Below are 12,642 nucleotides of genomic sequence, written 5' to 3' on the forward strand. Positions count from 1 at the left end.
GGCCCCGGCGACGGCTCCGCCGCTCACACCGTGCTGCCCGAGCGGTCCACCGCGATGTCCTCCGGCAGCAGCAGGCTCAGCTCCGACAGGTCCGCGACGTCCAGCCGGCTGAGCCGGCCCGCCTGCCGGGTGATCATGCCCTCCAGGGTCTGCCGCGCGTAGCGGCCGTTGCCGAAGGTGCGGTCGCGCGGCACCGTGGAGAACAGGTACTCCAGCGCGACCAGGGTCTTCGGCGCGACCTCGTACCCGGCGGACACCGCGTGGTTGCGCACGATGGTGACCAGCTCGGAGTCGCTGTAGTGGCCGAAGTCGATCTGCCGGGAGAAGCGGGAGGCGAGACCGGGGTTGGAGGAGAGGAAGTGGCGCATCTCGTCCTCGTAGCCGGCCACGATCACCACCACCTCGTCGCGGTGGTCCTCCATCAGCTTCATCAGCGTGTCCACGGCCTCCTGGCCGAAGTCGTTGCCGCCGCCGTTGCGGGGCGTCAGGGTGTACGCCTCGTCGACGAACAGCACGCCGCCGCGCGCCCGGTCGAACGCCTCCTTGGTGAGCTGGGCGGTGTGGCCGACGTAGCGGCCGACCAGGTCGGCGCGGGCGGTCTCGACGAGCTGGCCGCCGGGCAGCACCTCCAGCTCGGCGAGCAGCCGCCCGTAGAGCCGGGCGACGGTGGTCTTGCCGGTGCCGGGCGGGCCCGCGAAGACCAGGTGGTGGCTGATGGTGGCGGTCGGCAGCCCGGCCTCCTCGCGGCGGCGGACCTGACGGATCAGGTTCACCAGGTCCTCGACCTGCTCCTTCGCCGCGGGCAGGCCGACCAGCGCCTGCAGCTCGGCGAGCGGCTCGGTGCCGTCGGCCTCCTTCGCGGGCGGTTCGAGCTCGACGCCGACGTCCGTGGGGACGAGCAGCGCGAGGTCCTCGTCGCTGATCTCGCCCTGCTCGGCGAGCCGGGTCGCCTGCCGGTCCACCATCTCCTCGAACACCTTGCGGGCCGACCGGCCGTTGCCGAAGTCCGCGCCGCGCGGCATCTGCTCGAACAGCAGGGCGAGCGCCTCGCCGGTGCCCTCGGCCAGCTCGTAGCCGTGGGTGGCGGCGGCCCGCTCGACGATGGTGACCAGCTCGTCGACCTCGTAGTTGGCGAACTCGACGGTGCGGCTGAACCGGGAGGCCAGACCGGGGTTGGAGGCCAGGAACTCGGTGATCTCGGCGGAGTAGCCGGCCACGATCACCACGATGTCGTCGCGGTGGTCCTCCATCAGCTTGACCAGGGTGTCGATCGCCTCCCGCCCGAAGTCCGGGCCCGATCCGCCGGCACCGGCCGAGAGGGTGTAGGCCTCGTCGACGAAGAGCACGCCGCCGAGCGCCTCCTGGAACACCTCGGTGGTCTTGATCGCGGTGCCGCCGATGATCGAGGCCACCAGGTCGGCCCGGGCCACCTCGGTCAGGTGCCCGCTGCGCAGCACGCCCAGCTCGGCGAGGATCGCGCCGTAGAGGCGGGCGACGGTGGTCTTGCCGGTACCGGGCGGGCCCGCGAAGACCAGGTGGCGGCCCATCGGCAGGGCGGGCATACCGGCCAGTTCACGGCGGCGGGCCAGCTTGTTGAGGTTGACCAGGGTGGCCACCTGCTCCTTGACGCCGGCCAGGCCGACCAGCGACTCCAGCACCTCCAGCGGGCCGGGCGGCGCGGCCGGGGCCGCCCGGCCGGGATCGGTGCCCGGCTCGGCGGCGGCGCCACCGGGCGAGGCCGGGCCTCCGGCGGTTCCGGTGCCCTCGGCGCGCGGGCCCCCGGAGGCGGAGCTCGCGGTGCCGTGCGCGTCGGGCAGGCCGTTCTCCTCGCTGGTGAGCTGCTCGACCGCGAGGCGTTCGTTCGGTGTGGTCTGGCGCAGGCCCGAGCCCCGGTTGCGGGAGAGCGTGCAGCCGGTCAGCCGGACCGCCTCGGTGGAGTCCATCCGGACGCCGTCGCCGATGTTCTCGACCGCTTCGACCTGGGCCAGCACGGCCCGGCCGCCGGCGCCGACCCGCACGCCGTGGCGGCGGTTGCCGTGGCTGCGCACCCGGGTGCAGGTCAGCTCGCCGCCGTCCTCGACGGCGAGGCCGTCCTCGCCCGAGCCGCTCACCTCGCAGTCGCGCAGCGCGGCCCGGCCGACCTTGCCGACCACCACGCCGCAGCCCTTGGAGCCGCGGACGAAGCCGGCGCCGACGAAGGTGTCCGCGCCGTCGGTGATCCGCAGGCCGGCCCGGCCGGCGTCGGTCACCTCGACGCCCTCGATCCGGCCCCGGCCGTCCCGCAGCACCTCGACGCCGTCGGCGCCCGCGCCGGTGACGGTCAGGTGGCGCACCCGGGGGTTGGCGCCGCCGCCGATCGACAGCCCGGCCCCGCCGGCGTCGCGGACCTCCAGGCGGTCGATGTCGGCCGCGCTCTCCTCCGCCAGCTCGACGCCGGTGCCGCCGCTGTTGCGCACGACGGTGTTCTTCAGCACCGGCCCGGCGTGCTCGCCGACCCAGATGCCGGTGCCCTCGGCGTCGGACACCTCGCAGTGCTCGAACTGCCCGCGGGCGCGGCCGGTGATGTGGATGCCGTGCCCGGCGGTGCGGGTGGTGGTGCAGCGGCGCAGCTCGGGATCGGTCCCGGCGGCCAGCGCGATGCCGTGGCCGGTGGTGGCGCTGACCGTGCAGTCCTCCAGCAGCACCCGGGCCTCGGAGCTGATGTAGACGCCGATGGCGGTGTCGCGGACGGCCGTGCGCAGCAACCGGGTGGTGGAGCGCTCCTCCAGGGCGACGGCGGGCTTGTCGGTGACCGAGATCTCGCAGTCCTCGAAGGTGCCGCGGGCCTCGCCGTTGGCGCAGACGCCGTTGCCGCGGGCGTCCCGCAGCACGCAGTTGCGCAGCAGCGGGTTGGCCCGCTCGCCCACCACCACGGCCGAGGTGCCGAGGTGCTCGATGACGCAGTCCTCGATGACGCTGGTGCCGGTGGAGGTCTCCACGATGCCGGCGCCGGCCGGGTTGGTGACCCGGCAGTCGCGCATCGCGAGGGAGCCCTGCTGACGGGTGAGGACGGCCGTCCAGGAGCTGCCGACCACCTCGCAGTCCGACATCGCGGCCTGCCCGCGCGGGACGTCGACGGCCGGCATCTCCTCGTCCTGTCCCTGGACGACCAGGCCGGTGAGCTGGACGGCCTCGGCCACCACCTGGACCACGCAGCCCCGCCGGGCGGTGACCCGCACGGTGCCGCGCGGCTCCGCGGCGGCGATGGTGACCATCTTGGTGATGACCAGGTTCTCCTCGTAGCGGCCCGGCCGGACGGAGATGACCGCCCCGCTGCGGGCCGCCGCGAGCGCCTCGCCGATCGTGCGGTACGGGCCGCCCCGCTGTTCCGGGCACACCGTCAGCACATGGCGCGACATGGCCGTCCTCTCCTGGGGGTCTTCGTCGTTCGTCGTTCGTCGGGATCGCGCGGGGTCACGCGGGTCGGGCGGTGGCCGCGGGCGTCAGGACGCCGTGCAGTTGGCCTGGACGGCGGAGGCCACGATGTGCGCCTTGTCGGTGGCGCTGCCGCCCCAGTCGACGCCGCGCGAGTGCAGCATCAGGGAGATCTTGCCGCCGCTCACCGGGAAGGTCGCGCCGCTGCTCACCCACTTGCCCCGGTTGGCGACCTGGTTGACGGTGAACTCGCCGATCTTGCCGCTGTTGGGCGTGGAGGAGGTCTGGACGGTGTAGTAGGCGGCGGAGGCACCGACCACCTTGGTGTCGGAGTTGTTCGGGACGTGGACGAGGATCTCGCACTTGCCGGTCGTGACCGACCCGGTGGAGAACGTCCAGACCACCGCGTTGTCCTTGTCGTCCGAACTCGCCGAACCGGACATCGGCATCGACGTGTACTTGCCGTTGCAGCCCGAGCCGGTGTAGCCGCCGGTCGAGCTGTTGATCCAGCCGGTGGTTCCCTGCTCCCAGTAGCCGTGCTGGGCGTAGGAGACGGAGGAGGTTCCGCAGCCGTTGCCGCCGGAGGCGCTGAACGTCGCCTTGGCGGCGGCCGGCGGCGGGGCGGGCTGCTGGGTCGCGGGCGGCGGGGCGGGCTGCTGGGTGGCGGGCGGCGCCGGCTGGTTCGCCGCGGGCGGCGGAGCGGGCTGGTTCGCCGCCGGGGGCTGGGCGGCCGCGGGCGGCTGGGCCGGCTGGTTGGCGGCCGGGGGCTGGCCGGCGGCGGGCGGCTGGGTCGTGGTGCGGCCGCCGTTCTGCGTCGTGCCGCCGACCGGGGCCTTGGCCACCACGCCGGAGCCGTTCCCCGGCTGGGTGCCCGCGTTCACCGTGGTGCCGCCCGGCGGCACCACGGGGACGGCCGGAACGGCCGCCGAGCCCTCGGGCCCCGGCGTGAGCGCGACACCCGGCACCGGCTCACCGGTGACCGGGTCGGTGGGCACCGGGCTCGGCACGCCGGTCACCGGCGGGTCGGTGGGCGCGGGCGCCGGGATGTCGTCGATCTCCGGACCGTCGACGAGCCCGTGATCCGCCTTGCTCACCCCGCGGCCGTCGCCCCGCTTGTCCTTGGAGCCGTCGGCGCCGTCGGTGATCAGGAACGGCAGGCCCATCAGCACCACGCCGGCGGTGGCCGCGGCGACCAGCGCGGGCCGCCTGAACCTGCGGCGGCCGTGCTGCTCCTCGGGGTCCGCACCGTCCGGGTACTCCCCGAGCGGGACGGGCTCCAGCGCACCCGGCTCCTCCACCGGACCGTGGTCCGGACCGGCGGCCGGCTCCTCCGGGGTGACCGGCCCGTACTGCGGCACGGCGACCACCTCGGTCGGCGCCTCCGCCGTCGCGGGCGTGCCGGAGGGGGAGACGGCCGCCGGCGCCCCGGCGGGTGCGGCCTCCTCCATCTCCCACTCCATGGAGGGCAGCTGGATGCCCGCCGCCCCGCCTTGAGTCCCGTTCCCGCCCGTACTCGTGCTCACCGCAGTTCCTCCGGCCTCGGATGCAGTCCCTGTCGACGGGACCACCCGGCCGACAGGTCTTCGGGTGCTCCCACTCCGTCACTACGGGCGGGCGCGGCCGTAGGGTTCACGCGCCCTCCCCGCCGTCGCCGTGCAGCAGCGTCAGGGTGGCGAAAACGCTCTCCTCCAGGGACGGCAGCGGCTCCGGCACCTCGATCCGGGGCGGCCCACCGGCCTCCTGCGGGGGCAGCGGCGGCAGCGGCCGCGACGTGTTCGGCGGGGTCGCCGTGCTTCCCACCGGGGAGTTCCCGTTCGGAACGCTTCCGGAGGGGGCGTTCCCGACGGGGGCGTTCCCGGCCGGCGCGGTCACGACCGGGGGCTGGACCGGCGGCGGGGGCGGCTGGACCTCCACCCAGGAACTGTCCGAGAACTCGCTCGCGGAGTCCAGGAAGTCGGAGTCGACCGACACGTTGTCCGAATCGTCACCCAGCCGCCGGCCCGGGTGCTGGTAGAGATCCTCCTCACCCTCGTACAACCGGGCCGTCCGCCACGTCGCCCCCGTCCCGTCACGCTCGTGCGCCACCGGCAGATCCAACAGGTCGGAGTCGACCGACACGTTGTCCGAACCGTCGCCCAGCCGCCGGCCGTCGTGCTGGTAGAACGTCGTGGTGTCGACCTGCCAGGGCGTGGCCGTCACCATCGAGTCGTCCGAGGAGTCGCTGCGCAACGAGGAGCGCGAGGACAGCGAAGCGTCCGACACGTGGTCCGTCAGCCGACCCGCCGGCACCGGCGGGAGCTGCTCCAGGTCCACGACCTGCTCGGACTCGTCCAGGTGCTCGACAAGCTCCGGCGTCTCCGGGCGCATCGGAGTCTCGGGGCGCTCCGGGTTCAACATCTGCGCCGGCGGCTCCGGGTTCAGCGGCCCGCCGCCCTCCTCCACCGGCAGGACCGGCTGCTCCTCCACCGACGACTCGCGACGGGACGAGGAACTCGAAGCCGAGGCCTCGTCCCAGGTGGGACGCCGCGAAGTCCCGGCCGGGCCCGGCTGAAAACGGCGCGAGAAGTCCGACATGGAAGGCAGCGGCCCGGCCGTGAACACGTCGGCGTTCGGGTTCGGGTTCAGGTTCGGGTTCAGGTTCGGATCCGGTGTCGCGCTCCGCGAGGACGACGTCTCGGACGCCAGGTCCTCCGACCCGTCGTTCCGCAGCTGAAGCGGCGGGAACTCCGGCACCTGGCGACGGGAGCGCGGCCCGTACAGCCACGTGTGGTTCGCCTGCGCCTCCGGCACGTCGTTGAACGTTTCGACGGGCTCCGAGAACGAGGACTCGAACGGCAGGGCCTGCGACATGTGGTTCGCCGTCTCCCTCGTGTCCGTGTCCCCCGTGGTGTCCCTTGCCGTGTCGTTGGTCAGGTCCTCCGAGGAGGCGCGGCGCCGCAGCGGCGGCACGTCCAGCACCGGACCGCCCGCGACGGCGCCCGGCAGCAGGCCCGGCTCCGTACTCACGTTCTGGTTGTCCCGGGTCGGGTTCACCTCCTGGCTCAGGTCCTGCGTCAGGTTCACCTCCTGATTCAGGTCCCGGGTCGGGTTCACCTCCTGGCTCAGGTCCTGCGTCAGGTTCACCTCCTGGCTCAGGTCCCGGGTCGGGTTCACCTCCTGATTCAGGTCCTGCGTCAGGTTCACCTCCTGGCTCAGGTCCCGGGTCGGGTTCACCTCCTGATTCAGGTCCTGCGTCAGGTTCACCTCCTGGCTCAGGTCCCGGGTCGGGTTCACCTCCTGATTCAGGTCCTGCGTCAGGTTCACCTCCTGATTCAGGTCCTGTGCCAAGTTCCGACCCGGCTCCTGCGGCAGCACCGTCTCTTCGACGCCGCCGTCGTTCACCGGATCGCGCCGTACCGTCGTGTTCGCCTCCGTGCCCGGCGGCCTGGTGCCGATCCGGAAGGAGCTGACGGCGCCCGCCGCGTCGCCGACCTGGACCCGGTCCGCCCGGGGCACGGCGGTGGTGGTGGCCACGATGACCACGTCCACCTCGTGCTCCAGCCCCGGGGCCAGCTCTCGAAGGCGCTGTTCCAGCGCGCGGGCCTCGTGCAGGGCCCGGGCCGCCGGCACGTCCAGGGTGATCTCGACCACCGGCGGCCGGGTGTCCCCGTCCTCCCTGGGGGCCCTCGTCCGGATCACCTCCTCCTGGAGGACGGTCGTCAGGAACTGCTGGACGAGGTCGTTCATCGACCTCGCGTTGCCGGCGGCCACGTTCAGCCTGAGGTCCGGCACGGTCCGCTGGTGCAGGCTCAGGTCCGGCCGGCGCTCGGAGGGCGGCAGCAGCGGGTGCCCGCCTTCCGGCTGCGGCCCGCCCTGCTCCAGCTGCGCCCGCATCCGCTGCTGCCGCTCCTGCTCCGCCTGCCGCTGGGTCAGGTTCTCCCAGTGGGTGTTCAGGTCCGCGCCCGACAGGGCGGGGTCCGCACCGGCCAGCTCGACGAGGTCCTGGAGCCGGCGCCGCTCCACGAGCGGCACCGACTGGCGGCCCGCCGCGTCGCGGAGGCGGTCGAAGGGCGCGCCGGCCTCGCCGTTCCCGGCGAGGGCGATCAGCCGGTCCAGGCCCTGCAGCCAGCGTTCGGCCCGGGGGCCCGAGGCGCTGAGCGACTCGGGGAGCAGCTTCCGGGCGACGTGGCCGATGCCCAGGAGCTGCGCGTGGTGCTCCGGCTCGCCGACGTTCAGCCCCAGGGCGCGGGCCACCGACGGCAGCGCCTCCTTCGGCGCGCCGTGGAGGCGGAGTTCGCCGTTCTGCGCCGCCTCGTTGAAGCGCAGGAAGGCGTTGTGCGGCACGTCCGCCTTGCCGGTGTCGGCGACCGGGATGTCGATCTCGACGGCCATGAGCTCCCGGCGAGGCAGGGTCTTGCCGTCCTTGTGGTAGACCACCTCGACCTCGACGAAGCCCCGGTAGCGCGCGGTGGTGGTGGCGATCTTGGCGTTGTTGACCAGTTGGCCGCCCGCGACGGTCTCGATGTCGGTGCGGTGCTCCAGGGCGGTGTCGACGTAGATGCCGCCGCGGAGGGTCGCTGCGCCGAACCCGAACGTGTCGGGGCTGACGGCGCCGCCGGTGACGCGGTTGGCCACGCGGACCGCGCGCTGGGCGCGGACGCCGTCGGTGACCGAGGTCGTGTTGGTCGGGTTGGACTCGGTCCTGGTGTCGGTCTTGATGAACTCCAGTTCCTTGACCTTCATCCGGACCTCCACCCGGACGTCGCCCGCCAGGTCGGTCCGCCCCACCAGCAGGGTGGAGTTTCCGGGGCCGTCCTTGATGACCGGCTCGCCGGGGCGCGGGGGCACCGCGCCGCCGTCCGGCGCCGGGTTCGCGGTGCCGTCCGGGGTGTGATCGGTGTGGGGGGTCTGCGGGGTGACGAGCCGGGCGGCGAGCGCCACCGGGTCGATCATCCCCTCCACCATGCCCCGGATCCGGTCCCAGTTCCCCGAGCCGAGGAAGGCCTCGGCGCCCGCCGTCAGCTGCTGCCGCGCGTGCGGGGACATCCCGGCCGCGCGCACCACGTCGGTGTCGACCAGCCCGTGGGTCCACACCCGCGCGGGCGGGACCTGGGCGGCCGGGGCCGGGGTCTCCTCGACGACCGGCAGCTCGTCGGTCAGCGCCCGGCGCAGGTCCGCCCCGCGGGGCGCGGTGGCGGCGTTGAACTCCTTGTCCGGGGCGTCGGCCGGGTGGCCGGGCACGTTCTCGCGGGTCTCCGCGACGTCGATGACGACGTCCATGCCCAGGTCGCGCCGGAAGTAGGCGCGCTTGGTGACCAGGACCATCCGGCCCTCACTGCTGACCAGGTCCCGCCACTCCACCGAGAAGTGCAGGTTCGCCTCACCGGTGAAGACGTTGCCCTCGGGCTTGACCTTGGTGGTGTTGCCGGAGCCGCCGCGGTTGGACCACGTCTCGCGGGTGCTGTTGCTGGAGGACACCGCCAGCGTGTCGCCCGCGTAGAACATCCCGGTCGAGACCGCGACGCCGCCGCGGATCTGGTGGCTGGAGCCGGTGCCGCCGCCGGTCGCCCCGTCGGCCGCCGAGTGGCCGTGCTCGACCTGGGTGCCGGTGTTGAACTCGGTGGTCGTGGTGTTCCCGGTGTGGGCCAGCCGCTTGACGGAGGCGCCGATCCTGATGGTCGCCCCGCCGTCCGACACCACCAGCTCGCGCCCGGACATCATGGCCTTGAGCTGGTCGTGCAGGTTGTCCGGGCCGAGCGCGTCGTACAGCTTGTGGCGCAGGCCGGACCTGCCCAGCCCGTGCAGCCACTTGTCGACGTTGCGCCCGCCGAACTCCCCCGGATCGCCGCTGCCGCGCAGCACCGCCTTGCCGAAGTCCGTCGCCGCCGTGCCGGTGTCCCGGCCGCTGGGCATGAAGACGTTGGTGACCACGTCGGAGGAGCCGAGCACGTGGTCCTGCCAGATCCGGTCCGGGACGGCGCGGACGGCGGCCCCGGCCGGCACCGCGAGCTTCGGGGTGATGACCTCCGCCTCCATGGTGATCGGGCCGAGCCTGGTCGTGCTGGGGATCAGCCCGCCCGTCCAGCCGTGGATCTCCACCCGGTAGTCGACCACGGCGTCGGAGACCACGGCCGTGGAGACGTTCTTCGCCCGGTTGACGGTGGTGCCGGAGCTCTGCAGGTTGCCGCCGGTGGACGTCTCGTGGCGGTAGGAGTAGTCGCCCGTCAGCGTCACGCCGGGGCTGCCGCCCTGTTCCTTCTGCACCCTGCCGGTCAGACCGAGCATGCCGGTGACCCGGTCGCGGATGTCCCGCATGACGCCGTGGCCGGTCCGGTTCTGGGTGCCGACCTCGAACTCGCCGTTGTTGATCTCGTACTTGACGACGGGCGCGGACCTGAGCGCGGCCCGGACGACCACCTCGGCCGACCAGCCCGGACCGGCGACCGGCACCTTGAGCACCCCGCCGCGGGTGAGCTGGGACAGCTTGGCCTGCATCGCGGCCGTCCCCAGTTCCGCGCGGAGGGTGGTCTCCAGCGTGTCGGAGATGCCGCCGCGCCACTGGAAGCGGTCCTCCAGCGCCTGCCGCACGTCCCGGAGGAGCCGGTCGCCGCCCGGTGTGTTCTCCTCGTGCTTGAAGGACACCACCGTGGCGGCCTCCAGCTCGTTGCGCGGCAGGACGGTCGGGGTGTCCGTCGCCGGCGCGGGCACCCGGGCCTTCACGCTGAACTGCGTGGCGACCTCCCCGTTGACCTCCTCGCGTCCGAGTCCGCCGCCCTCAAGGACCACGGTCAGCTTCAGCGTCCCGCTGTGGACCTCCTGCTGCTCCCGCAGCTTGCTGTTGGCGTAGAGCTTGTCGTTGGCGTCGGAGCGGACGCCACCGCGGACCCTGATCTCCTGGCTGAGCTGGACCTGGCCGGACGGCATGTCCCGGACCGGGGCGTAGCCGACGGCGCCCTGCCGGATGTCGAACTTGCTGGTGTAGCGCTGCTCGGTGGTGAAGGAACTGGACTCGTTCTGCCGGCTGAGGTCGGCGGCGTCGCTCCGGCGGATCAGCCGGGTGTCCTCCAGCGTGGCCCTCACCGTCACCTTGATGCCGCGGTCGGCCAGTGCGGCGAACGCGCCGGTCACCTTGTCCCGGTCGAAGGCGGTCAGCTCGAACACGTCCCCGCGGCTCATCGCGCCGAGCTTGGAAGCCAGCGAGGGCTGGGTGGCGACCTGCATCACCTCGGTGCGGATCTGCGGCCAGAGGCTGCCGTACTGCTTCTTCCCGGCCGCCTCAAGCTGGTCCCGGAGCGCGCCGAGCGGACCGATGTCGCGGATGACGGCGGACTCCGGCAGGAGGCGCGGCCCCGGCTCGGCGGCCGCGGGGTTCTCGTGCAGCAGCAGGTCTGACTGCGGCATCAGGGTGCGGAAGCCGACCGGCACCTCGACGCTGTCGCCCAGCCGCTCGTCGCCCCGGTGGATCACCACCTCCAGGTAGCCGTCCCCGTCGAGGACCGCGCCGTTCTCCTTGGTCTTGGTGGTGACCGCCGTCTCCAGCGTGCGGCCCGTGACGACGACCTTGTCCTTGCCCCAGCGCTTCCCGAAGCTGGTGCTGACGTTCACCTCGTCATTGCCGATCCGGCCGCCGCCCTGGAGCTGAAGGAAGCCGGTCACCACCTTCCGCCGGAGCCTGGTGACGATCGAGCCGGCGCCGGTGTTGAACTCGGTGTCCTTGGTGGTCGCCACCAGGCGCTGTTCGAGACTGCCGGCCCGGACCTCGGCCCAGACGTCGGTGCCGGGCACCCGGACGATCACCGACTCGCCGTTGGTCAGGCCCTTGAAGTCCTGCTGGAGGCGCCGGTAGCCGAACTCGGCCACCAGACGGTCCGACAGGGCGCTCCCGTGGAACTTCAGCGCCTCCTCGGCCCGGGCGATCCGCTCGGCGGCCGCCTTGTCCTCGTCCGCCCGCGTGCGGCGGGCGGCCTCGTCGAGGGCGGCGTCCTCCTCGGGGGTGCGCTCGCGGAGGGTCCGCTCGTGGACCTCCTTCTCGTCGCGGATGCTCTGCCGCAGGGCCTCGACCACGCCCACCATGGCCTGCCGGTGGGTCGGCAGGGCGTCGGTCTGCAGACCGCCCAGGTTCCCCAGCTGCGTGGACGCGCCGGCGACCTGCCGCGCCGCGGAGCGCACCTGCGGCGCGCCCTTGACGTGGACGTCCAGCATGATGTTCGAGGAGTGCAGCCGCGTCTGCCGCAGCAGCTCCGGGTCGAGCGCGCCGATCAGGTTCTTCTGGATGTCGGCGGCGGCGGGCGGCCTGGTCTCGCGCTCCGGGATGCCCACCTCCAGCGGCGTCGTCAGGAGCCCGGCGTCGGTGGGGTCCAGCCGGGGCGGCCGGGCGTCGGTCTCCCGGTCGCCCTTCGGCCGGTAGCCGACGTCGACCAGCAGGTTGCCGCGGAAGACCTCGGTGACCTCGGTGGTCTTGGCGCGGGAGAAGAACTTCGAACTGGTCGTCACCTCGTCGGAGCGCGTCTTGTCGCGGTTCAGGCCGAAGGCGTCCAGCGCCGCCCGCATGACCTTGAAGAAGTCGCCCCGGCCCTGGATGCCGGCGCCGACCGACCGGTTGGTGCCGTTGGTCTCGCCGAGCGTCACCACCCGGTCGCCGCCGCCCTCGTACTCGAACTTCGCCTTCTGGGAGTGGCGCACCAGGCCGGCCACCTCGCCGCGGAGGGTGACGGTGCCCTGGTGGGCGTCGGTCCCGACCGGGATGTGCACGACGTCGCCGCGCGACAGCGCCGAGACCAGGGCGCGCAGGCTGGTGCCGCTGAAGACGCTCTCGGCGAGCGCCCGGCCGAAGGACTCCCGGTTCGGCGTGTCGGCCGGGAGGGCATCGGCGATCTTCGCGCCGAGCTCCCTGACCAGGACGGTGTCCGGCTTTCCGAGGCTGGTCACCATGTGCGCGCCGGAGAGCACCCCGCGTTCGAGGACGGACTGCGGCACCTGCGGGCCCGGGTCGATGTCGTGGACGACGACGTGGGAGTGGGGCGGCAGCTGGGTGGTCGTGAGGTTCTCGCCCCCGGCCTGGAGCCCGGAGCCCTCGACCACGTTCCGCACGGCCTGCTTCCCCTGGCGGATTTCCTCCAGACGGCGCCGCTCCTCCTCCAGTTGCCCGGGGGTCTTCTGCTCGCCGTCGGAGTCCTCGCCCTCCTCCTCGGGACGGGTGACGACCTCCTCCTCGTCGTCGGCCCGCCGCTTCTCCTCGACCGCCCGGCG

General features: G+C 73.3%; 2 protein-coding genes and 1 pseudogene. All 3 read right to left on the reverse strand.

Annotated features, from left to right (window positions below; all coding sequences use genetic code 11):
• Positions 1-23: 23 nt before the first annotated feature.
• Positions 24-3,398, reverse strand: a complete 3,375-nt coding sequence (locus ACFCX4_RS02170; RefSeq protein ID WP_376138132.1) for a right-handed parallel beta-helix repeat-containing protein — start codon at positions 3,396-3,398, stop codon at positions 24-26.
• Between the two features lie 84 nt (positions 3,399-3,482).
• Positions 3,483-4,937, reverse strand: coding sequence for a hypothetical protein (locus tag ACFCX4_RS02175; RefSeq protein ID WP_376138134.1), 1,455 nt, complete (start codon positions 4,935-4,937; stop codon positions 3,483-3,485).
• A gap of 106 nt (positions 4,938-5,043) precedes the next feature.
• Positions 5,044-12,642: pseudogene (locus tag ACFCX4_RS02180) on the reverse strand (hypothetical protein); the annotation flags it as partial.

This window comes from Kitasatospora sp. NPDC056327 (genome assembly GCF_042261735.1).
Taxonomy (GTDB): Bacteria; Actinomycetota; Actinomycetes; order Streptomycetales; family Streptomycetaceae; genus Kitasatospora.